19 protein-coding genes and 1 pseudogene are annotated in these 20,619 nt (G+C 72.6%); 12 read left to right on the forward strand and 8 right to left on the reverse strand.

Features of this window, described 5'->3' with window-relative positions; all coding sequences use genetic code 11:
- The first annotated feature begins 40 nt into the window (after positions 1-40).
- Together ACFXPX_RS10180 and ACFXPX_RS10185 are read left to right on the forward strand one after the other, a co-directional pair.
- Positions 41-838, forward strand: coding sequence for a VOC family protein (locus ACFXPX_RS10180; RefSeq protein ID WP_380640471.1), 798 nt, complete (start codon positions 41-43; stop codon positions 836-838).
- Positions 838-1,365, forward strand: a complete 528-nt coding sequence (locus ACFXPX_RS10185) for a DinB family protein (protein WP_375882553.1) — start codon at positions 838-840, stop codon at positions 1,363-1,365. The genes ACFXPX_RS10180 and ACFXPX_RS10185 overlap by 1 nt, the downstream gene beginning before the upstream one ends.
- 47 nt (positions 1,366-1,412) lie before the next feature.
- Here ACFXPX_RS10185 and ACFXPX_RS10190 read toward each other — a convergent pair whose 3' ends face one another.
- Positions 1,413-2,192 carry an ArsR/SmtB family transcription factor gene (locus ACFXPX_RS10190; RefSeq protein WP_380523427.1) on the reverse strand — a complete coding sequence of 260 codons (780 nt, stop codon included), beginning with the start codon at positions 2,190-2,192 and terminating at the stop codon, positions 1,413-1,415.
- 64 nt (positions 2,193-2,256) lie between these two features.
- Here ACFXPX_RS10190 and ACFXPX_RS10195 point away from each other — a divergent pair, with 64 nt between their 5' ends.
- Both ACFXPX_RS10195 and ACFXPX_RS10200 read left to right on the forward strand, forming a co-directional pair.
- Complete coding sequence (locus tag ACFXPX_RS10195; protein ID WP_380640473.1) at positions 2,257-3,594, forward strand: hypothetical protein; 1,338 nt, start codon at positions 2,257-2,259, stop codon at positions 3,592-3,594.
- Positions 3,591-4,418 carry an isocitrate lyase/phosphoenolpyruvate mutase family protein gene (locus tag ACFXPX_RS10200; protein ID WP_380640475.1) on the forward strand — a complete coding sequence of 276 codons (828 nt, stop codon included), beginning with the start codon at positions 3,591-3,593 and terminating at the stop codon, positions 4,416-4,418. The genes ACFXPX_RS10195 and ACFXPX_RS10200 overlap by 4 nt, the downstream gene beginning before the upstream one ends.
- A gap of 31 nt (positions 4,419-4,449) precedes the next feature.
- Here the strand turns inward: ACFXPX_RS10200 and ACFXPX_RS10205 are convergent, their stop codons facing one another.
- Entirely contained in the window at positions 4,450-5,226 is a 777-nt protein-coding gene (locus tag ACFXPX_RS10205; protein ID WP_375882543.1) for a TetR/AcrR family transcriptional regulator, read from the reverse strand.
- A gap of 276 nt (positions 5,227-5,502) precedes the next feature.
- Here ACFXPX_RS10205 and ACFXPX_RS10210 point away from each other — a divergent pair, with 276 nt between their 5' ends.
- Both ACFXPX_RS10210 and ACFXPX_RS10215 read left to right on the forward strand, forming a co-directional pair.
- Positions 5,503-7,065, forward strand: coding sequence for an MFS transporter (locus ACFXPX_RS10210; protein ID WP_380640477.1), 1,563 nt, complete (start codon positions 5,503-5,505; stop codon positions 7,063-7,065).
- Between the two features lie 120 nt (positions 7,066-7,185).
- A complete protein-coding gene (locus ACFXPX_RS10215) occupies positions 7,186-7,893 on the forward strand; it encodes a helix-turn-helix domain-containing protein (protein ID WP_380640479.1) in 708 nt (235 codons plus the stop codon).
- 86 nt (positions 7,894-7,979) lie between these two features.
- Here ACFXPX_RS10215 and ACFXPX_RS10220 read toward each other — a convergent pair whose 3' ends face one another.
- Positions 7,980-8,387 carry a VOC family protein gene (locus tag ACFXPX_RS10220; protein ID WP_375882535.1) on the reverse strand — a complete coding sequence of 136 codons (408 nt, stop codon included), beginning with the start codon at positions 8,385-8,387 and terminating at the stop codon, positions 7,980-7,982.
- Positions 8,388-8,461: 74 nt separating this feature from the next.
- On the opposite strand from ACFXPX_RS10220, the gene ACFXPX_RS10225 reads away from it, so the two are divergent.
- Both ACFXPX_RS10225 and ACFXPX_RS10230 read left to right on the forward strand, forming a co-directional pair.
- Positions 8,462-9,010 (forward strand): GrpB family protein, encoded by a 549-nt coding sequence (locus ACFXPX_RS10225; RefSeq protein WP_375882533.1) that lies wholly within the window; start codon positions 8,462-8,464, stop codon positions 9,008-9,010.
- An 83-nt stretch (positions 9,011-9,093) separates the two neighbouring features.
- Positions 9,094-10,035 (forward strand): molybdopterin-dependent oxidoreductase, encoded by a 942-nt coding sequence (locus tag ACFXPX_RS10230; protein ID WP_380591383.1) that lies wholly within the window; start codon positions 9,094-9,096, stop codon positions 10,033-10,035.
- 96 nt (positions 10,036-10,131) lie between these two features.
- On the opposite strand, the gene ACFXPX_RS10235 is transcribed toward ACFXPX_RS10230, so the two are convergent.
- On the reverse strand, positions 10,132-11,217 hold the full coding sequence (locus tag ACFXPX_RS10235; protein ID WP_380523437.1) for an alpha/beta fold hydrolase: 1,086 nt from the start codon (positions 11,215-11,217) through the stop codon (positions 10,132-10,134).
- Between the two features lie 173 nt (positions 11,218-11,390).
- On the opposite strand from ACFXPX_RS10235, the gene ACFXPX_RS10240 reads away from it, so the two are divergent.
- Positions 11,391-12,131 carry a TetR/AcrR family transcriptional regulator gene (locus tag ACFXPX_RS10240; RefSeq protein ID WP_380640481.1) on the forward strand — a complete coding sequence of 247 codons (741 nt, stop codon included), beginning with the start codon at positions 11,391-11,393 and terminating at the stop codon, positions 12,129-12,131.
- A gap of 97 nt (positions 12,132-12,228) precedes the next feature.
- Here the strand turns inward: ACFXPX_RS10240 and ACFXPX_RS10245 are convergent, their stop codons facing one another.
- The 3 genes from ACFXPX_RS10245 to ACFXPX_RS10255 form a co-directional block, all read right to left on the reverse strand.
- Positions 12,229-13,134 (reverse strand): DUF4236 domain-containing protein, encoded by a 906-nt coding sequence (locus ACFXPX_RS10245; protein ID WP_380640482.1) that lies wholly within the window; start codon positions 13,132-13,134, stop codon positions 12,229-12,231.
- Positions 13,135-13,315: 181 nt separating this feature from the next.
- Positions 13,316-14,452, reverse strand: a complete 1,137-nt coding sequence (locus ACFXPX_RS10250) for a metallophosphoesterase (protein ID WP_380591394.1) — start codon at positions 14,450-14,452, stop codon at positions 13,316-13,318.
- A 699-nt stretch (positions 14,453-15,151) separates the two neighbouring features.
- Positions 15,152-16,444 (reverse strand): DNA sulfur modification protein DndB, encoded by a 1,293-nt coding sequence (locus ACFXPX_RS10255; protein ID WP_380640484.1) that lies wholly within the window; start codon positions 16,442-16,444, stop codon positions 15,152-15,154.
- Positions 16,445-16,776: 332 nt separating this feature from the next.
- Here ACFXPX_RS10255 and ACFXPX_RS10260 point away from each other — a divergent pair, with 332 nt between their 5' ends.
- Genes ACFXPX_RS10260 through ACFXPX_RS10270 form a run of 3 tightly spaced genes read left to right on the forward strand, consistent with a single transcriptional unit; the run spans position 16,777 to position 20,091 of the window.
- Positions 16,777-18,000 carry a hypothetical protein gene (locus ACFXPX_RS10260; RefSeq protein WP_380523445.1) on the forward strand — a complete coding sequence of 408 codons (1,224 nt, stop codon included), beginning with the start codon at positions 16,777-16,779 and terminating at the stop codon, positions 17,998-18,000.
- Positions 18,001-18,020: 20 nt separating this feature from the next.
- Positions 18,021-19,349, forward strand: coding sequence for a hypothetical protein (locus ACFXPX_RS10265; protein WP_380523447.1), 1,329 nt, complete (start codon positions 18,021-18,023; stop codon positions 19,347-19,349).
- A gap of 43 nt (positions 19,350-19,392) precedes the next feature.
- Complete coding sequence (locus tag ACFXPX_RS10270) at positions 19,393-20,091, forward strand: hypothetical protein (RefSeq protein WP_380523449.1); 699 nt, start codon at positions 19,393-19,395, stop codon at positions 20,089-20,091.
- A gap of 366 nt (positions 20,092-20,457) precedes the next feature.
- Here the strand turns inward: ACFXPX_RS10270 and ACFXPX_RS10275 are convergent.
- Positions 20,458-20,619 (reverse strand): annotated as a pseudogene (locus tag ACFXPX_RS10275) (IS630 family transposase); the annotation flags it as partial.

Genomic DNA, 20,619 nt, shown 5'->3' on the forward strand with positions numbered 1-20,619 from the left:
TCCGGCGCGCGCCCGCACCGTCGTACACGAGGGCTGAGAGATGGCAGTGCTACCTGAGGGCACACCCTGCTGGGCCGACGCGATGTTCACCGACCTGGAGGGCGCCAAGGCCTTCTACGGGGACGTCCTCGGCTGGACCTTCGGCGAGAGCTCGTCGGAGTACGGCAACTACACCCAGGCCTATTCGGACGGCAAGGCGGTGGCCGCGATCGTGCCGCCGATGCCCGGCCAACAGGCGCAGTCCGCCTGGTGCCTGTACCTCGCCTCGCCGGACGCCGCCGCCACCGCCGAGCGGATCCGCACCAACGGCGGCGAGGTGGTGATGGGGCCGATGCAGGTCGGCGACTTCGGCACCATGGTGATCGCCAAGGACCCGGGCGGGGTCGTGTTCGGGGTCTGGCAGGGCGGCACCCACGAGGGCTTCGAGATGCAGGACGCGCCCGGCGCGTACGCCTGGGCCGAGCTCGTCACCCGCGAGCCCGGGAAGGCTGACGCCTTCTTCCCGGCCGTCTTCCCGTACGGCGTGCGGAAGATGGACTCCGAGCAGTTCGACTACCGGATGTTCCTGGTCGGCGGCCGGCCGGTGCTGGGCCGGATGGGCGCGGAGGGCGACTTCCTGCCGCCCGAGGCGCCCTCGTACGTGAGCGTCTACTTCGCCGTGGACGACACCGACGCTGCGATCGGACGGCTGACGGCGCGCGGCGGCAAGGTGTACTTCGGCCCGATGGACAGCCCGTTCGGGCGGTTCGCGGCGGTCGGCGACCAGCAGGGTGCGGCCTTCGGGCTGATCGACCTGGGCCGCACGGTGGGGGACCAACCGCCGACGGTGGACGTCTGATGGGCGAGCGCGAGGACCTCGTCGAGACCCTGGACAAGCACCGCGGCCTGCTGCGACGCACCGTCCGGGACCTCACCGACGAGGAGGCGGCTCGGCGCACCACCGCCAGTGAGCTGTGCCTGGGCGGCCTGATCAAGCACGTGGCGGCGGTGGAGGCGCGCTGGGCGCGGTTCATCACCGGGGGAGCGGAGGCGATGCGCGGCGGGGACGGCGGCTCCGGTGGGCACGGCGGCTCCGGTGCCGGCGGCGTCGACGAGTGGGCGGCGCAGTTCCGGATGGCCGAGGGCGAGACCCTGGCCGGGCTGCTCGCCGGGTACGAGGCGGTGGCGCGCGGCACGGACGAGCTGGTCCGGAGCCTGCCCGACCTCGACCACGGCCACCCGCTGCCGTCGGCGCCCTGGTTCGAGCCGGGGGCGAGCTGGTCGGCCCGACGGGTGCTGCTGCACCTGATCGCGGAGACCGCGCAGCACGCCGGGCACGCGGACATCATCCGGGAGGCGCTGGACGGGGCGAAGTCGATGGGCTGAGCGGGTGACCCCCACACCTCGGCTCACACCTCGGCTCACACCTCGGCTCACACCTCGACGCCGAGCAGCTCGCGCAGCGCCCGGCCGCCGTCCGGGGTGACCCGCAGGGCCCGGCCGGAGCCGATCCGCTCGACCCAGGCGCGGTCCAGCGCGGTGCGGCAGAGCGCCGCGCCGAGCGCGCCGCCCAGGTGGCTGCGGCGCTCCGTCCAGTCCAGGCAGCTGCGCACCACCGGGCGCCCGCCCGGGCGGCCGGCCCGGGCCGGCAGGTCGATCCGCTGGGCGGCCAGCCAGGCGTGGCCGCGCTCGGTGACGGCGAGCCCGGCGCGGTCGCTGACCAGGCCGCGGTCGATCAGGGCCTCGGCGACGGCCACGCCGAGGCGCCCGGCCAGGTGGTCGTAGCAGGTGCGGGCGCGGGCCTCGGCGCTCTGCCGGGTGGCCTCGCGCAGGGTGCGGGGCGCCGGTCCGGCCCGGCGGGCGGGCTCGCCGGGACTTCCGTCGGCCGTACCCCCGGCGGGCTCCGGGCCGGTCTCGGCGAAGACGGTGAGGTCCTCGATCAGGGTCGCGACGGCGGGCGAGGCCAACCGGACGTACCGGTGCCGCCCCTGGCGTTCCTCGCTCAGCAGGCCGCCCGCGATCAGCCGGGACAGGTGCTCGCTGGCCGTGGACGGCGCGACCCCGGCCGCCCGGGCCAGCTCGCCCGCCGTCCAGGCGCGGCCGTCCAGCAGGGTGGAGCAGAAGGCGGCGCGGGTGGGGTCGGCGAGCAGCGCGGCGAGGGCGGCGAGCGGGGAGCCGCGGTGGTCCACCGGCGTGCGTTCGTGGTCGGGCATGCCTCCATGGTCGGCCCGGCACGGTTCGGCCGGGGCCGAAACGACTCGGGGCCACGATGACGGCATGAACGAAGTGATCTTCGCCCGCTACGAGGACGTGACCGCGGCCCTGGCCGACCCGGCGCTGGTCCCGCCGCCCGCGACGCCCGGCCGGTACGGCACGGTGGCCTGGCTGCGGTCCACCGTCGCCCGGTTCAGCGCGGGCGAGCCGCACGCCCGCCGCCGGGCGCTCGTCCTCGCCGACCTGGCCCGGCTGGACCCGGGCCGGCTGCGGATCCTGGCCGCGGGCGGCTACGAACCGGACGTACGGCTGCGGGTGGTGCGGGTGCTGGCGACGGCGCTGGGGCTGGCCGGGCCGGAGGCCGTCGCGCGGGACGTGAAGGCGGTCGCCCGGGCGTACTTCGACCCGGCGCCGGACGGTTCGGCGCCATCCGGCTCGGTGGCGGAGGCGGACGCGGCGGTGGCCCGGCTGCTGCCCGCGATGGGCGACGCCGACGCGGAGACGGCGGCGAACCGGATCGGCCTGCTGGTGCAGGCCTGCGAGGCCACCGCGGTCCTGGTCGAGCACGCCCGGCGCGGCGGCGGGGTACCGGACCTGGCGGCGGTGCTGCGGGAGGACCCGCCGGTCCGGGCGATGCGCCGGTTCGCCGCCCGGGCGACCGTGGTCGGCGGGGTCGCCGTGCCGGCCGGCGCGCGGGTGCTGCTCGACCTGGACGCCGCCCGGGAGCCCGGGCGGGAACCGCTGGCCTTCGGCGCCGAGCCACGGCTCTGCCCGGGCCGCGCGCACGCCCTGGTGATCGCCGAGGGCATCCTGTTCGGCGCCTCCGACCCGGCGGACGGCTCGGGCCCGCCGGCCGGGGAGCAGCCCGGCCCGGCCGAACCGGCCGAGCTGATCCCGGCGGCGGTCCGGCACGTGCTCGCCCTGGCGGACACCTGGACGGCCTGGGAAGGCCGACCGGTGGTCAACGCCGACGGCCGGACGTACACCCCGCACAAGGTGGTGCGCCGGGTCGCCGACCACCTGCTCGACCACCTGGCCGAGGTGGAGGCCCGGCTGGCCGGCGAACCGACCGCGCCCGACCATTGGCACGCCTCCCTGGTCACCACCCCGGCCGACCTGGCGCCGTTCACCGCCGCCGACCTGGACGAGGCCCGCAGCCGGCTCACCCGGCTCGGCGCGATCTGGGCCCACCGGGTCGCCGCGCTGCCGGAGCGGCAGCTCGACGACTCGCCGGGGACGGGCTGGAGCATCCGGCAGATCGTCCGTCACCTCGCCGAGGCCGCCGCCTACTACGCGGACTCGCTGGGCCCCGTCGGCCCCGTCGGCCCCGTCGGCCCCGTCGTCCCGGTCGGAGCCGCTCCGGCCGCACCCGCCACCACGACCGAGGAGCAGACCCGATGACCACCCCCGACCCGATGACCACCCCTGCCCCGATGACCACCCCCGCCCCGCCGACCGCCTTCGCGGCCCTGCACCACCGCCCCGGCCGCCCGCTGCTGCTCCCGAACGCCTGGGACCACGCCTCCGCCGCCGCCCTGGCCGCCGCCGGCCACCCCGCGATCGGCACCACCAGCCTGGGAGTGGCGGCCGCCGCCGGACTGCCCGACGGCGCGGCCGCCACCCGCGCGGAGACCGTCCGGCTGGCCCGTCGGCTGGGCCGCGACGACTACCTGCTGAGCGTCGACGCGGAGTCCGGATTCAGTGACGACCCGGCCGAAGTGGCCGCGCTGGCCGTGGAGTTGGCGGGCTTCGGGGCGGTCGGCATCAACCTGGAGGACGGCCGGCCGGACGGCACCCTGGCGCCGGTCGAGCTCCACGCGGCCAAGGTCGCCGCGGTGAAGGCCGCCGTGCCGGAGCTGTTCGTGAACGCCCGCACCGACACCTACTGGTGCGGGCACGACGAGCCGGAGCCGGAGACCGTACGACGGTTGGACGCGTACCGACGGGCGGGCGCGGACGGCGTGTTCGTGCCCGGGCTGAGCGAGCCGGCGGCGATCGCCGAGCTGGTCGGAGGGCTGTCCGTCCCGCTCAACGTCCTCTGGACGCCGACCGGTCCGAGCCTCGCCGAGCTGGCCGGGCTCGGGGTGGCCCGGGTCAGCACGGGCGGGCTGCTGTACCGCGCGGCGCTGGCGGCGGCGGTGGCGACGGCCGCCGCGGTGGCCTCGGGCGGGCCGGTCGGTCCGCTGCCCGGCTACGCCGAGGTCCAGGCGCTGAGCGGGAGTTGACGACCTGCCGACGGGGTGCGGCGGTCCGGGCTCAGGCCCTGGACCGCCGCGCCTCGACGCCGTCCAGGAGAATGTTGAGGCCGCGCAGGAAGCTGCTGTCCCGGCCCGCGTCGATCTCGTCCGGTACCTGGGTGGTGTACAGCCGGTGCAGTCGCGGGTGCGAGCGGGTGGCCTCGACGACGGCGGGCAGCAGCCGGTCCATGAACTCCTGCTCGCCCTGTCCGCTCCTGGTCAGCGCGCTCAGCCAGGCGGCCTCCACGGTGGCGGTGCCGATGGTGTAGCCCATGACGACGCCCATCACGTCGTTGGCCTCGCCGAGTTCGAAGCCGGCCGTCTCCATCAGGCCCAGCAGCGCCTCGGAGAGCCGCATCCAGTTGGGGCCGAGGTAGACCATCCCGACGTCGCCGATCATCGAGACCATCCACGGGTGGCGGACCACGGCCGCGCGCAGGCCCTCGGTGCACTCGACGATGGCGGCGCGCCAGACCGCCGGGTCCTCGGCGCCGGTGGCCCGGGGCAGCGGGAGTTCGCCGAAGACCTGGTCGACGACCAGGGCGAGCAGTTCCTCCTTGTTGGCGACGTGGGTGTAGAGGGAGGTCGCGCCGGCGTTGAGCCGGGCGCCGAGCTTGCGCATGCTCAGCGCCTCGATGCCGTCGGAGTCCAGCAGGGCGAAGGCCTCGGCGACGATCTGCTCGCGGCTGAGGGCCGGCTGGGTGCGCCGCTTCTGCGGGCGGTTCCACGGCGAGGCGAGGCCGGGCTGCGCTTCGGTCCGGTGCTCCGGCGCGGTGTCCTCCGACTTGGCCGTCATCAGGCCCTCCATTCCACGTGCCCCCTGGTCGGGTGCGGTCCGTCCAGCATAGGCCCCGGCGCCGAACACCGTACGGTCCTGCGAACACTGTGCGGCGGGCGCACACCGTACGGCCTTGTGCACAGTGTTCGGCCTCCGTACAGTGTTCGGCGTAGCGCACACCGTTCGGTCGGGGACGGCGGACGGTGTGCGCCACGGGGACTTCCGCGCGGCTGCCGCCGACGCGAGGACGTGCGCAGGGCTGCGGCCGACGCGCCGAACCGAAGGGGGAACGCGGTGGATCGTCACCCGCGTCGCTGGCTCATCCTGGTCGTGCTCTGCCTCAGCAGCCTGGTGCTGGTGATCGACAACATGGTGCTCACGGTGTCCATCCCGCCGATCGCGGAGGACCTCGGGGCCGGGGCGCAGGACATCCAGTGGATCATCGATTCGTACATCCTGGTCTTCGCCGGCCTGCTGCTGACCTCGGGCAGCCTGTCCGACCGGTTCGGGCGACGAAAAGTGATGATCATCGGACTGGTGCTGTTCGGCGCCGCCTCCCTGGTCGCCTCCGTCGCCTCCAGCCCCGGTGAACTGATCGCCGGCCGGGTGCTGATGGGCGTCGGCGGGGCCCTCGTGATGCCGAGCACGCTCTCCATCCTGATCACCGTCTTCGACGACGCGGAGCGGCCCAAGGCGATCGCCGCCTGGACCGCGGTGGCCATGGTCGGCCTGGTCGGCGGCCCGGTGCTGGGCGGCGTGCTGATCGCCCACTTCTGGTGGGGCGCGGTGTTCCTGCTCAACGTGCCGGTGGCGGCGGTGGCCGTCGTCGCGGCGATCGTCCTGATGCCCGAGTCCAAGGGCCCCTCGCGCAGGACCGACCTGCCCGGCATGGTGCTCTCGATGGTCGGCATGACCGCGCTGGTCTGGTCGATCATCGTCCTCCCGAAGGACGGCTTCGCCCACGTCAACACCCTCGGCCCGCTGGCCGTCGCGATCGCCGCACTGGTCGGCTTCGGCATCCGCCAGGTCCGCACCGATTCGCCGATGGTCCCGCTCAAGCTGTTCCGCAACCGGGTCTTCACCGGCGCCAGCTTCTCCCTCGTCCTGCTCACCTTCGCCACCGGCGGCCTGATGCTGGTGCTCACCCAGTACCTGCAGTTCGTGCTGGAGTTCTCGCCCACCGACACCGGCCTGGCCTTCATCCCGCTGGCCGTCGCCTCGCTCGCCTTCAACGTGATCGGCGCCGCGATCGGCAAGAAGGTCCCCGCGCGGGTGGTGACCTCGATCGGCATGGTGGTCATCGCGGGCGGCTTCGGCCTGCTGGCCACCCTCTCGGTCGGCGACGGCTTCCCCAAGGTCGCCCTCGCCATGCTGGTCCTCGGCGTCGGCTCCGGCCTCGGCATGCCGGCCGCCGCCAACGCGCTGATGGGGGCCATCCCCGGTGAGCACGCCGGCGTCGGCTCCGCGCTCAACGACACCATCCAGCAGTCCGGAGCCGCCCTGGGCGTGGCCGTCCTCGGCACCGTGCTCTCCAGCACCTACACCGGCGCCATGCCCGCCGACGCCCCCGCCGCGGCCCGGCACGGCATCACCGACGCCCTCGCCCTCTCCGCCGGCAGCGGCGACGGCGCCCTGGCCCGGGTCGCCCGGGAGGCCTTCAACACCGCCACCTCCACCACCTTCACGGTCGGCGGGATCGCGGCCCTGGTCGCGGCGGCGCTCACCCTGGTGCTGATGCGGGGCGGGCCGGCGGGCGGGGCGGGGCCGGCGGCTGCGGAGGGCACCGAGGGGCCGGAGGGCGTTGAGGCTTCGGAAGGTGCCGGGGCCGCGGTGGCCGCCGCCGAGGTGGCGGCCTGACCGTACGCCCTGGGGCCTCAGGCACCCCGAAGGCACCCCGAAGGCCTCGACCGGTTCGCCGGTCGGGGCCTTCGGGCGCTCCGGAACGCGGTGCCCGTGCGGCGCGCGTAGCCTTCGAACATGCCCACCGACTACGCGGAACGCGCGTCCAGGCTGCCCGGGGCGGTGCTGTGGACGAAGGGCCCGAGCGTGGGCGCCGACGGCGGTGGCCTGGTGCTGCCGGACGGCTGCATGGACCTGCTCTGGACCGAGGGCCGGCTGCTGGTCGCCGGACCGGACACCCGGGCGTTCCGGCCCGGCCCCGAGCTGCCCGGCCCGTGGGCCGGCGTCCGCTTCCGGCCCGGCACCGGGCCCCTGCTGCTCGGCGTACCGGCCTCCGAACTACGCGACCGCCGCGTCGGGTTGGCGGACCTGCTGCCCGGCGCCGAGGTGCGCCGACTGACCGGGCGGATCGCCGCCGCCCCCGACCCGGCCGCCGCCCTGGAGGAACTGGCGCTGTACCTGGCCGCCGCGGCCCGGCCCGAGGACCCGCTGGTACGGGCGGTGGCCGGCGCGCTCGCGGCCGGGCGCAGCGTCGCGGCGACCGCCGAGGCGGTCGGGCTCGGCGCCCGGCAACTGCACCGCCGCTCACTGGCCGCTTTCGGCTACGGTCCCAAGACACTGGCCCGGATCCTGCGGCTGCAGCGCGCCCTGCGGCTGGCCCGCGCCGGCGTCCCGCTCGCCGACACGGCGGCCCGGACGGGCTACGCCGACCAGGCTCACCTGTCGCGCGACGTACGGGAGTTGGCGGGCGTCCGGGTGACGGACCTGCTGCCGGGCGGGCCGTAGCCCGGATCCCCGAACGGGCGCGTCGGAGCGGGCGTCGGAGCGGGCCTGGGACGGACCCCGGACGGGCCTCGGAGTGGGCCCTGCCGTCAGCCCTGGAGCGGCGCGAGCAGGTCGACCCCGTTGCCGTCCGGGTCGCGCAGCGAGGCGTAGCGCTGGCCCCAGAAGGCGTCCCAGGGCTTGAGTTCGCCCTGGTACCCGGCCTCGGTCAGCTCCTGGTACACCGCGTCCACGTGCGCCGGGCTCTGGCAGCGGAAGGCCAGGGCGGCCCGGGCGCCGCCGGTCGGCGGCTGCCAGTCCGGGTGGAAGGAGCGGATGGTCGATTCGGCGTCCAGGACCAGGAGCAGCCCACCGGGCAGCTCGGCCTCGACGTGCGGCTCCTGCTCGGAGCCCTCGGGGAAGACCAGTCCCAGCCGCCGGTAGAAGGCGACGGAGGCGGCCATGTCGGAGACGGCCAGGCCGATGAAGGCGAACCGTGGTGCGGATGTGCTGTCCATGGCTCCGACGGTAGGCGGCCCACGGGAGCGGGGTCTTGAAGGAATCGGACGTCCCCGCCCGCTACCCTCCGGTCATGTCGAACAGCACCTCCGACCTGGACGAACCGATCCACGTCGTCCCGTACGACCCGGCCTGGGCCGGTCTCGGCCGGGCCCTGGCTGAGCGGCTCGCGGCCGGGCTGCGCGGGCTTCCGGGGGCGGTCGGGCTTCCGGGGGCGGTCGGGGTCGAGCACATCGGCTCGACCTCGGTGCCCGGCCTGGCCGCCAAGCCGGTGCTCGACGTACAGGTCGGCTGCGCGCCCGGGGACGTCGACACGGTGGTCGCGCACGTCCGCGCCCTCGGCTTCGAGGACCTCGGCGAGTCCGGCGTACCCGGTCGGCGCTACCTGCGGCGGCGGGCGGAGCAGCCGGCCAACGTCCACGTGGTGGCGCTGGGCGGCGGGCTGTGGACCGACAACCTGCTGCTCCGCGACCACCTGCGGGCCCACCCGGAGGCGGCCGCCCGCTACGCCCGGGCCAAGCGGGAGGCGGCCGCGGCCACCGGGCGGCTGCTCGCGTACTCGGCGCACAAGGCGGCGACGGTGGCGGAACTCCTGGCCGAGGCACGGGAGACGGGGGCCTGATCGGCCCGCCGTCGGCCGCTCCTTGTACTGTCGATCACACTGTCGATCTTGGGAACAGTGACACCAGTACGGGGGAATGACGCATGTTCAGGACCGATCCGGAGACGCCCGACGCCTACCGCACCCCGGTCGAGGAGGTCTTCATCCGCAACCACCTCGGCCGGCGACCGGAGCTCGACGCCGACAGCTGGTCGCTCACCGTCGAAGGCCTGGTGGAACGGCCCCTGCGGCTGGACTTCCGGGCCCTCCGGGGGCTGCCGCAGACCAGGTTCACCGCCGTCCACGAGTGCTTCGGCAATCCGCTGCACCCGACCGTGCCGACCAGGGCCGTGACCAACCTGGACTGGGAGGGCGTCCCGCTCGCCGAGGTGCTGGCGCTGGCCGGCCCGCTCCCGCAGGCCCGGCACGTCTGGCTGGAGGGCGCCGACCGGGGCGACTTCGCGGGGGAGAGCGACGTGAGCTTCCTCAAGGACCTCCCGCTGGAGCAGGCCCGCACCGAGGTGGTCCTCGCGCACCGGATGAACGGCGAACCGCTGGCCCCCGACCACGGGCACCCGGTGCGTGCGGTGGCGCCGCGGATGTTCGGCACCAACTCGGTCAAGTGGCTGACCAGGATCGTGCTGGCCGCCGAACGTGCCGAGCACCTCTTCACCACCCGCCTGTACACCCGGGTCCTGCCGGGGGAGAGCGAGGTCCGGCCGGTCCGCGAGAAGGACGTCTGCAGCAAGCTGCTCAGCCTCAAGGACGGCTCCACCGTCCCCGCCGGGGTCCGTGAACTGGCGGGCTACGCCTGGAGTTCCACCGAGGTGACGGCCGTCGAGGTCGCGGTGGACGACGCCGACTGGCAGCCCGCCGAGCTGGACGGGCGCGGCCCGGACCCGAGTTGGCAGCGGTTCCGGCTCCGGCACGACCTCGCCCCGGGGGCGCACCGGATCCGCTGCCGGGCCACCGACTCCGCGGGGCGGGTGCAGCCGCTCGCCGGTGACCGGAACGCCGTCCACGAGATAGCCGTCGTGGCGGTGTGACGCCTGCCCGCCTCTCCGCGGCTCTGCGGTGACACCCGTCCGTCGCTCCGCTGTGACACCCGTCGGTCGCTCCGCTGTGACACCCGTCGGCCGGATTCAGCGGCTGACGGGGCCGGCGGTGATCGCCGGGCGGACCTTGGTCAGCATCAGCTGGAGGAACCGGTCGGGGTGGCGGAAGCTCGCGAAGTGGCTGGCGTCGTCGATCAGCGCGAAGTCCTTGACCGGCGCGGTCACGTCGTCGAAGAAGCGGCGGGCCGGCGCGGGCGGGGTGAGGACGTCGTCGGCGCCCTGGAAGACGAAGAACGGGATGCGGAAGTCGGTGCCCTCGGCCCGCTCGTCGAAGGTCGCGGCCTCCAGCTGGAGCTGCTCGGAGAACTCCATGGCCTTCAGGTAGGACCGCAGCCCGCGCAGGGTGTGCAGCGGTGAGAACCAGAGCGAGCGCATCACCACGGTCTTCATGGTGTCGTAGGAGAGCGGGTCGCTGGTGAGGACCAGCTTGTTGTACTCGGCGACGTCCTTGGTGGTCCACCGGGTGCGGTCCGCTCCCATGGCCAGGGCGGTGGCCAGCTCCTTCTCCTTCTTCCGGCCCGCCGCGCGCAGCCGGGCGACGAGGGCGTCGTAGGCGGTGCGCTCCCGGCCGCCGTCGATGATGTTCTGGTCGGTGCCGACGTAACCGGAGTACAGCTCCGGGTGGTTGCGGGCCAGCCGCAGGCCGAGGACGGTGCCGAAGGAGTTGGCGACCAGCAGCAGCCGGTCGACCCCGAGCCGGGTGCGCAGGTGCTCGGTGACCTCCAGGGCGTCGCGGTACAGCTGCGGGTAGCTGAGCTCGCCCTGCCCCTCCGGGCCGCCGGCGGCGAAGGTGAAGCCGGCGCCGCGCATGTCCCAGCGGACGATCGTGAAGTGCTTCTCCCAGCCGTGGGTGCGGGGGAGGAAGACCAGGTTGGAGGCGCCGGGGCCGCCGAGGATCTCCAGGATCACCGGGTTGCGGCGGTCCTCGCCGCGGACGGAGACCCACTGGTCGATGCCGCCGATCCGGACGAAGCCGGACTCCTCGATGCCGTTCGGCGCGGTGATCCGCAGCTCCTTCGCGAACGCCGCGCGCTTGAGCTGCCGGTAGCCCAGCAGTCCGGCGACGGGAGTGGCGAGGGCGGCGGTGGTGACGGTGGCGATGGTGGCAAGCATGGTGTATCCCCCAAACTGTTTACTGCGTCAGCAGATGTGTTTAAGGTATATACAGTTCTGGGTGCTGTCAACGGGCGCCGCACGGGCGCCGCGCACGGACATGGCACGGACGTCGCACGGGCGCCGCACCGACATGGCACGGACATCGCACTGGATTCGAGGAGGAGACCGGGATGGCCAAGGAGAAGGCACGCGATCTGCGTGCGGGCGTCGCACTGCTGTGGGGCGAGCAGGAGCAGCCCACCCGCGGGCCCAAGCCCAGCCTGACCCCCCAGCGCATCGCCGCCGCCGCCGTGGTGATCGCCGACGCCGAGGGGCTGGACGCGGTCTCGATGAGCAAGGTCGGTGCCGAGTTCGGCGTCTCGGCCATGGCGCTCTACCGCTACGTGCCCGGCAAGGCCGAACTGGTCGAGCTGATGGTCGAGTCCGTGCTCGCCGGGGCCCCCGACCTGTCAGCCGCCGGCGACGGCTGGCGGGAGCGCATCACCGAGTGGGCCCGCCGCTCCGCCGCGATCCACCGCGCCCACCCGTGGCTGCTGGCCGCCACCGCCATGCGCCGCCAGCTGATGGGCCCCCACCAGCTCGGCTGGCTCGACGCGGCCCTCGCCGCCCTGGAGCCCTCCGGCCTGAGCGCCGCCGAGCAGCACCGGGTCTTCGTCCTGGTCGCCGGCCTGGTCCGCACCCTCGTCCAGCAGGACCTCGACTTCGACGAGCAGCACAGCCGGGAGTGGAGCCGCCTCACCAACGAACTCCTGGAGCGCCACGCCGACCGCTTCCCCACCCTCACCCGGGCCATCGCCGCCGGCGCCTTCGCCCCCGACCCCGTCGACCCCCTGGAGTTCGGCCTCGCCCGCATCCTCGACGGCGTCCAACTCCTCCTCGACCGCCCCACCGCCCCCACCCGGCCGGCCTGACCCGGCCCGCCTGGCCCCACCCCCGTCTGACCCCGCCCCGCCCCCGGCCCGGCCCGCCGCAGCAGCGATCCGGACCGGGGGCGGTCGCGGTCGGACGCTACTTCGCCAGCAGGATCGCGTACTCGCGGATCAGTGCGGCGGTGCCGTCCTCGATCCGGGCGAAGACGAACACCTCGTCGAGCGAGCTGAACGACCCGAGCTCCCGGCGTGCCGCCACGATGCTCTCGGCCAGGGCGGGTTCGATCGAGCAGGCCGCGGCGATCGCACCGGCCGGTGCGTGGTTGAGGTCGATGAGGCCGCCGTCGTCGTACTCGCGCGACAGGTCGGGGCGTCCGATGTGCAGGTCGCGGGCCAGCACCGGGTCGTTCTGGGCGAGGGCCCGCGCCTCGTCGCGGCGGGCGCGGGCGGCGAGCCGGGCGGCGACCACGGGATCGGCCGCTGCGGGGTGGGGCGGCCGGTCCGCTCCGGCGGCCGGGCCGAAGACCTCCCGGCGGAGCGGGACCAACTGGTAGCAGGCGGTCACGATCACGGCGATCGCGAAGAGCACGGTGATGCCGCTCAGCACGTTGCCGACCGCGCCGACCGCGTTCCCCTTCGGGTCCTTCGGCGTCAGTGAGGAGAGCACCCCGAAGACGACCGCGGCGCCGGCGTAGCACCCGGCGCGGACCAGCAGGTCCTTGCGCTGCAGCCGGGCCGCCGCGTGGGCGAACGGGACGGCGCTGAACATCCCGGCCGACAGCAGGACGACGAGGAAGTACCAGAAGCCGGGCCGCCGTTGCCAGCCCGTCGGGGCGGGCGCCTCCCCGGTCGGCTGCGGGGTGCTGCTGCTGGTGGCGGTGTGGCGGAAACCGGTCCCGGGGACGGAGAGCGTGGTCTGGACCCGGCCGTCGGTCCGCCTGGTCACCCGGGCGCCCTTCGTCCCGGCGGAGTAGCTCAGGCCCGACTTGGAGGCCGTGACGCGGAACGGGCCCGCCTTGAAGCTCTTGCGGGAGGAGAAACCCATGCGGATGGCGCCCTTCGATGGTTCGTCGAGGGCGCCAGCCTTCCAGAGCGGATCCGCGTCGTGACGGACCGTTGTCGACTTGTGATGGTCATGTGACGGCCCCGGGCCCGGGCGGGGACGACCGACTCCGGGCCCGCGCACACGTGCGATCCCGTACCGGTCTACCGTCGTCCGACGCGCGCTACCGGTCGGCGGGGGCGTCGCCCGTGCGGAGGGTGAGGACGGTGATCTCGCTCGGGGCGAAGATCCGGAAGGGCGGGCCCCAGAAACCGGTGCCGCGGCTGGTGTAGAGCCTGGTCCGCTGCCCGTGCAGGCTCAGGCCGTGCACCACGGGCTGGTCGATCCGGACGAGGAAGTTGAACGGCCAGATCTGGCCGCCGTGGGTGTGTCCGGAGACCTGCAGGTCGATGCCGGCGGCCGCGGCCTGCGGGACGTACTTGGGCTGGTGGGCGACGAGCAGGACGGGCAGGTCCGGGTCCGCCCCCGCGAGGGCGCCGGCCAGGTCGGTACGGTGCCCGGCCAGGCCGGAGGACTCCGCGGTGACGTCGTCCACGCCAGCCAGCACCAGGGTGTCCCCGCCGCGCTCCACCAGCACGTGGCGGTTGTGCAGGGGTTCCCAGCCGAGGTCCGCCATGCGGTCCAGCCAGCCCTGGGCCTCCCCGCCGTACTCGTGGTTGCCCGTGACGTAGACCTTGGCCAGCCGGGCCCGGACGGTGCCGAGCGGCGCGGACTGCTCGCGGCGCTGGGCGGGGGTGCCGTCGGCGATGTCCCCGGCGTGGACGACCACGTCCGGGTCGAGCGCGTTGACCGCCTCGGTCACCCGCGCCGACCAGTCCGCCCGGTCGATCGGCCCGTAGTGGGTGTCGGCCAGCACCACGACCCTGGTCCCGTCCAGCCCGCCGCCGAGCCGCGGCAGGTGGACGTCCAGCCGCTTCACCCGGGGCACCCGCATCGCCTCGTGGTGCCCCCAGGCCAGCAGCCCGGCCGAGACCGCGGCCACCGCCACGGCCACCGCCCTGGCCCGGTCGGCGCCGCCGACGTCGAGCCCGCCCAGCACGAGGTTCACCAGGCCGCCCAGCACCGACCAGGTGAACAGGACCCACATCACCCCGAGGCTGGTGTCCCCGAGGCGCGCCGCCCGGTCGTTCCGCCGCGATCCGTGGCCCGCGACCATCAGGAACGGGAACGACACCAGCCAGACGGCGAACACCGCCGTGCCCGCCACGACCACCGGCAGCGGCCAGCCGGCCCCGGACCCGAGGAGCGTCCACCAGGGCGGCAGGCACAGCACCAGCAGGACGAACACCAGAACGGCCACCCGCCGAACCACCGACCGCCGCCGCCCCGGCCCCGCCGCCTCCGCCCCACCCGCAGGCCGTGCGGCAGCCGCGACCGCCCCGCCCTCCGCCCCGACCCCTGCTCCCGACCCGCCGGATCCGCTGTCAGCCACTGCGTCGCCCCTCACGTCTGGACCCCCTGCCCTCCCCATCATCCGCCACCCGCCACCCCACGAGCCCCGGCCGGTTCAGCCCGGAGACCGTCCGCGACTGGCTCACCACCTGGCACGCCACCGGCTTCCGGGACCCGCCTGCTCGGCACGGTCCGAGCCCTGCGCAACCGGCACTGACGGGCACCTGGCCCGCCTCTGTATCACTGCCGGGCCTCCGCGGCCACGGCCTCGCTGGCCTCTTCCTCCGCACCCCCGAATCTGCCACCACCCTCCTCATCACACCCCTGCCCCATGACCCCGCCAAAACAACGAAGCCCCGGACCGTCGAAACGGTCCGGGCCTTCGCAAGCCGGAGGGTCTAGTTCCCCCGAACGCCGTCCGCCGGGGATCACACCCGTCTAGACCCGTGGTGGACCGGGATGTCGGAGGCCAGTCGCACCCCGCTGCCCGGGAGCGAACGAGAACGGACCTGAGAGCTGATTTGTGCCCTCGGCCCGGTTGTCGATCGGTACTGGTCCGGAGTTGACCGTGATGCTGGTGGCAGGCTTTTCGGAGGAGCGGGTCCGGCTAGGTTGTGGCCGGGGTGACGAGCGTCGGTTGGACGTAGCCGCGAATCTGCCCGTACCGAGGCGAAGCCGGATCCTCGAGCGCGGCGGCAGTCCTCGAACCGCTGTCCTTGACACCACCGGCAAGCGAGAGCGTCGGTCGGCCGGTCCGTGCGTCAGTCGTTGCCTTGCCTACGGTGCCGTCCCAGATCTTGGGGTCGCGGGCCCACTCGACCTCCGACAGCAGCTCGATCAGAGCCTCGGGGCTGCGTCGGGGCTCCGGGCTCCACAGCATCGACCGGTAGGCGACGGCACCGAGTGCAGCGAGCATGGCGGGGGCAGCGATGACCGTGTCCGTCCGGCGCTCGAAGTGCTTGGCGAAGGAGCTGAAGATCAACTCGGTGACGGCTCCGATGTACTGCTTGGCGAGCTCGGGGGTGCACCCCGCGGGCAGATCGGAAATGGGGCCGCTGGTCTTCTCGAATCCCGACCGGCCGAAGAGCGCCGTCACCACGAATGCGCGGAACGAGGACAGCGTCATCCACTCGGGGTCCGTGGACTTCAGCTGACGGGGACGTGCCGAGACCACCAGGCCGAGTGAGGTGTCCTGGCCTCCGGCCGAAGCCGGAAGGATGACACTCTCCAGCAGCGCGAAGGTGATGTCGGTGGCGAGGTTGCTGGAGTCCGAGGCGAGCGCCACGTTCTTGTTGGGGATGACTCCGAGCAGGTTGCGGTCGTGGAAGATCTGGCGTGCCCCGCGCAGGCTGATCTGGTGGTAGATCTCCACACTGACCAGCCGTTGTGACACCTGGCCCTTGGTCAGCCCGTAGGTCGCCGGCTCCTCCTGGAGCAGGATGTGTGCAAGGTGCTGGGTCTCGGCATCCACCAGGACTCCGGTGGCATCGAACGGCATGTACGCCAGCAGGTCGTCACCGAACGGAGTCCTGAAGCGGACGATGTCCATGTCGCCCGGTAGCCAGAGTGCGAACGGGGGCGTGGCCCAGCGCTCGCCGCGGGAGCCGCGCAGGCCCTCGGCGATGTACCGGGCGTAGTCCTTGGCGTTCGCCTTCTTCTTCGTCCCCTGGATCGTCCGCTGGATCTCGTTGCGCAGCTCGGCCTGCTCCCGCTGTGCGGCGGAGAGGTACTGCCTCATCCTGGGCATCTCGGCCTGGCGCGGATCGGGCACGATGCTGTGCAGCTGACCCCACGGCATGATGGCCAAGTAACGCTGTTCGGAGACCTGTTGGAGCCGTACGGGCCGCCCGCGGGTGAGGTCTACCTGGTCGACGTACTCGGGCTCGCGCGGGTCGGTCATCGGGTGCCTCTCGGATCGGCTCGGATGCTGGGCGTGCGCACCAGATCGATGCCGGAGTCCGGAGGTCCTGTGCGCTGACCCGAACTCTAGGTCGGCCACTTGTGTTTGGGCGGCAAGAATCTCGGATCTTGGCCTTTTATATGAGTGTTGCGGCTCTCATGCCCCATGAGAGCCGCAACATTCTTTTAGCCGTTGCCAACCTTCATGGTGCTGTGGTCAGTTGGTGGCGACACCTCGTGGATCTCGCTCAGGGAGGCTTATGTGTGCACGTTCGGGTGTTCTGCTCGGCTGCAAGATAGGTGTGCTGCGTGCCGCCGGATCGGGGTCGGCAAGTGAGCGCTGGCGGCGCCGGCATTCCCCGACTCCAGGATCTGGCCTACATCGAGGTGGCGGCCCAGGCGGTCGCCGAGGGGTGCACCTTCGAAGAGATCCGTTGCGCACTGGTCGGTCAGGCAGCAAAGGTTGCTCGAGAGAGTGACACTGACGGTTCGTTCGACGAGCGCAAGTGGGACCGAGTGCGGGCCGATGGGAAGCGCCATGTGCACAACACGGTCGACGTGCTCAAGGAGCTGATGCGGCTCGGGTGGGTTGAACGACACATCCTTCCCTCGACGCCCAACTCCGCCTACGCCCACTCGGATGTGACGTTCAGGCTGACCGAGAACGGCGTCGAGTGGACCGACCTGGTCGGTCGTGACCGTCTGGCCGCCTACAACGCTCTGATTGGCGTGCTGCTGAACGCGCATCCGCAGTTCGAAGGTTTTCTGCGGCTGGTCGGGGCACGGCCGGACCGCCTCGCCACCCACTTCACGATCCCATTGCTCAAGTTCGACAGCCGTACGCACCACTCCCACCAGGACTTCCTCGGCGACTTCGTCGACTACGCGGTGGATGCGGCCGCTCAGGGAAGTCTCGGCTGGGGAGCCACCCGTGAGGTGATCGACCACGGAGTGCGCGGGTACGTCGGTCGAGCCGAACAACGCCTGAGCGCCCGGGAGCGGGTCATGAGCCGCAAGACCTTCATCACGACCTGCGAGGAGGCGATGGTGCGGCTGGCGTTCAGCGCTGCCGGCTGCAGCCTCGACTACATCAGCCATGAATTGCTGCGCCGCTGGACCAGGTTCCTCGGGCTGACCAACTTCAGCTACTACGCGCCCGGGCCGCCCGCCCTTCGCTTCTGGGCGACGTCCGAGGTATCGGGTCATGGCAGGGACGTGGCCATCCGTCGGTCGGTCGGCAGGGAGGCCCGTCAGGCCGCGCTGGAGGCGCTGCCGAAGATATGGCTCCGCCAGCGCGGCGACGCCGCGGGCGACATGTACCTCCCGGTCTGGAGACTCCGGGCGGCGGTCTGCTGGCACCAGCGGATCAGCGACGACGAGTTCGATGCTGCCATCCTCGGCGCCCTTCGGGGGGACTATCCCGACCTCGGTTTCCGGGTTCACCTGGACCAGGCGACCCACGGCGCGACACCGCCCTCCACCAGGCCGCTGGTGATGTCTGCCCAGGGTGGCATGCCCCGCGTGTTCAACATCATCCGCGTCGATCCGACGCACTAGTACGAGGAGGTCCGTGTCTGATGACCACACCTGCAACGCTGCCCGGTCCCGTTTGGATGAAGAAGCGCTGGAGCCTGCGCAACAACCCGTTCCCGATCACGGGGATCGCCCGGCTGGGCGGCTCGGACCTCAGGGAGAACGGGCTGTTGTACGAACCGGACGTCAACGCCGAACAACTCCAGGAATCGATCAACAAGTTCGTCCTCGGTGCTGCGTACTCCGGGCTCAAGTTCGGCTACCTGTGGTCGACAGGCACTGCCCCGGGAGACTCGGACGCCCGCGGTTTCGGCAAGTCCGTGCTGATGCAGCACCTGACCGGGCTGCTCAACAAGGACTTCGGCAGGACGGCCTACCTCTCGACCGGGCTGGACGAGGAGGATGCCGCCGAAATTCCGATCTGCGGCCTGCTGACCAGCTTCGACACTGCGCAGATCCGTTCGCTCAGCGCGGCGCTCTTCACAGCGGTCGAGTACGCCACGGACTTCCGGGTAGGTGACGAGCCGACCCTCGCCCAGCGGCTACGGCTGGAGCTGATAGCGCGGGCCGAGAGTGACGATCCCCGGGCGCTGCTCAAGGTGGTGGCCGACGTCCACCGGTCCCTGCGGGGACGAACGCTGGGACCGCCCGACGACAAGCTGATCGTGGCGCTCTGTGACGAGGATCCGAACATCGCGGCCGAGTACCTCGACCGGATCAAGCCGGCCTCGCGCACACGCAACGGTGCGGTCTACCTCGCGACCTTCCTCCTGTTCGCGTCAGCCGCGGGGATGAAGCACGTCCTGCTGTGCTGCGACCAGTTGGAGGACCTGGCAAGCACCACGATGGCCAGGGCTAAGCGAGATCTGGAGACAGAACGCTTCCGCGACGTCATTGTGGAGACCCTGCCGATGGCGGACATGCTCAGTGTGGTCGTCACCATGCACCCCAGGGCCGCGCTGACCATCGGGACCGCCTGGGAGCTGGCCGACCTCCCGAGCTTCGACACCACGGCGGCGAATCAGCGCAGCACAGTGATCTTGCCGGGCCTGCGGAATGTGGCGGAGGCGGGCAAGCTGCTGACCAGGTACCTCGATGCAGCTGTGAAGCCCGGCTCGGCGAGGACGCCCGGTGACCTCTATCCGTTGACCAAGGCGGCGGTCTCCGAGCTGTTCGGCAGGTCGAACCGGAAGCCGCGTGATGTGCTCCGCAAGGCTCACGTTGTGCTCGACGCGGCGGCCGCCGAGAACCTCGACGGCATCGACGTGGCTGACGTGCGCCGCTTTCTCGACACTCTCAACTCCGCTGTCTCCGATGACCCCGGGGTGGGATTCCCCGCTGGTCCGGTGGCGCTCGACTGGAGCCGCGGATGATGCGGGTGCCGACGTACCGGCGTGACCGCCCAGGAGAAGTGCGTTGAATGTGGCTGGCCTCGGAACGGATGACGAGGACCCCTGCGATGACTGCGGATCGGCGCTGGGAGTGTGGGAGCTCAACCGCTGTGGTTGCCGCGGCCCGATCGGACGTAGCCAGGCGGACATCCTGTACGCGGTGGCCTGCTCCGTTGCCGCACCCGTGCATGTGAGGGACTTGGCGCGCCTGGCCCAGCTCGACCACGATCGCCGAATCGCGGAGGCGTCCGCGAAGGTGGCGGTCGCTGGTGACCGGCGGTTCTGCTGGGCCGGAGCGGGGGTGTACGGCCTCTACCGGCACGGACCGATGCCCGGCCCGCGGTCCCTCGAAGATGCCGGCCGGCTCGTACTGGCGGCGGCCGATCGACCGTTGACCGTCGCCGCGCTCGACTACTGCCTCAAAGGATTCGGTTACCGGTACAACGTGGCATCGCTCCGCAACGCGCTGCGGCAGTCCTCCCGGATCGAGAGCCGGTCGGACGGCCAGTGGTGGACCCCGCGTGGGCCGAATGCCGAGCAACTGCTGCTCGCCGAGGTTCCGGCCGTCCCTCGGCGCAGGGATGCGGACTGGGTGCGCCTACGGAACCGGCTGGCCGCCAGGATAGCGGCGGCCCTCACCGACCGGGACGAGCGCCTTCGAGGCCTATCGGGCTCCCGCCCGCGTGGCCTGGATTGGGGTGAACAGCTGACACTCCTGACGTGACGCCTCGCCCTGCGGCGGCTGAGCCTGGCGGTGGGCTGAACAACTGGGGGCGCAGAGAGTGGACGTAGACCTCCTGGGCTGCGGCGGAGCGCTTCGTCGGCTGGGCGCTGGACAACGCTGGAAAGGGGTGAACGCAGCCAGGACGGCACCACGCGCCTTTCGAGACGGTGCCGATCCCACCAGGGGCTACGCGGGCAGTACCTTACGTCTCCTTGGTGTGGTTGTAAGGGCGATCGTCCTTCGAGTCGGGCTCCGGGATGTCCTGTGGGACGGACCGATGTCGGGCAGCGAGGGAGAGCAGGTCGACGGTCGTCCGGGTGCCCGTTGTGTGAGCGTCCGCCTGCTGAGTGCGGGACCTGTCACCGGCTAGTGTCCTGAGTCCTTGATCCGTCGGATGTATCCAGCGAGGGATTCGAGGATCTGGTCAGCGGTCTTGGTCCAGACGTAGGGCCGGGGGTCGGTGTTCCAGTCGGCGACCCAGGCGCGGATGTCGCGTTCGAGGGCCTGGACGGAGCGGTGGACGCCGCG

The sequence above is a fragment of the Kitasatospora sp. NPDC059146 genome (genome assembly GCF_042786665.1).
Taxonomy (GTDB): domain Bacteria; phylum Actinomycetota; class Actinomycetes; order Streptomycetales; family Streptomycetaceae; genus Kitasatospora.

Coding starts and splice junctions, on each gene's coding strand:
- ACFXPX_RS10180 (WP_380640471.1), top strand. CDS start 41: ATGGCAGTGCTACCTGAGGGCACACCCTGCTGGGCCGACGCGATGTTC.
- ACFXPX_RS10185 (WP_375882553.1), top strand. CDS start 838: ATGGGCGAGCGCGAGGACCTCGTCGAGACCCTGGACAAGCACCGCGGC.
- ACFXPX_RS10190 (WP_380523427.1), bottom strand. CDS start 2,192: ATGCCCGACCACGAACGCACGCCGGTGGACCACCGCGGCTCCCCGCTC.
- ACFXPX_RS10195 (WP_380640473.1), top strand. CDS start 2,257: ATGAACGAAGTGATCTTCGCCCGCTACGAGGACGTGACCGCGGCCCTG.
- ACFXPX_RS10200 (WP_380640475.1), top strand. CDS start 3,591: ATGACCACCCCCGACCCGATGACCACCCCTGCCCCGATGACCACCCCC.
- ACFXPX_RS10205 (WP_375882543.1), bottom strand. CDS start 5,226: ATGACGGCCAAGTCGGAGGACACCGCGCCGGAGCACCGGACCGAAGCG.
- ACFXPX_RS10215 (WP_380640479.1), top strand. CDS start 7,186: ATGCCCACCGACTACGCGGAACGCGCGTCCAGGCTGCCCGGGGCGGTG.
- ACFXPX_RS10220 (WP_375882535.1), bottom strand. CDS start 8,387: ATGGACAGCACATCCGCACCACGGTTCGCCTTCATCGGCCTGGCCGTC.
- ACFXPX_RS10225 (WP_375882533.1), top strand. CDS start 8,462: ATGTCGAACAGCACCTCCGACCTGGACGAACCGATCCACGTCGTCCCG.
- ACFXPX_RS10230 (WP_380591383.1), top strand. CDS start 9,094: ATGTTCAGGACCGATCCGGAGACGCCCGACGCCTACCGCACCCCGGTC.
- ACFXPX_RS10235 (WP_380523437.1), bottom strand. CDS start 11,217: ATGCTTGCCACCATCGCCACCGTCACCACCGCCGCCCTCGCCACTCCC.
- ACFXPX_RS10240 (WP_380640481.1), top strand. CDS start 11,391: ATGGCCAAGGAGAAGGCACGCGATCTGCGTGCGGGCGTCGCACTGCTG.
- ACFXPX_RS10245 (WP_380640482.1), bottom strand. CDS start 13,134: ATGGGTTTCTCCTCCCGCAAGAGCTTCAAGGCGGGCCCGTTCCGCGTC.
- ACFXPX_RS10255 (WP_380640484.1), bottom strand. CDS start 16,444: ATGACCGACCCGCGCGAGCCCGAGTACGTCGACCAGGTAGACCTCACC.
- ACFXPX_RS10265 (WP_380523447.1), top strand. CDS start 18,021: ATGACCACACCTGCAACGCTGCCCGGTCCCGTTTGGATGAAGAAGCGC.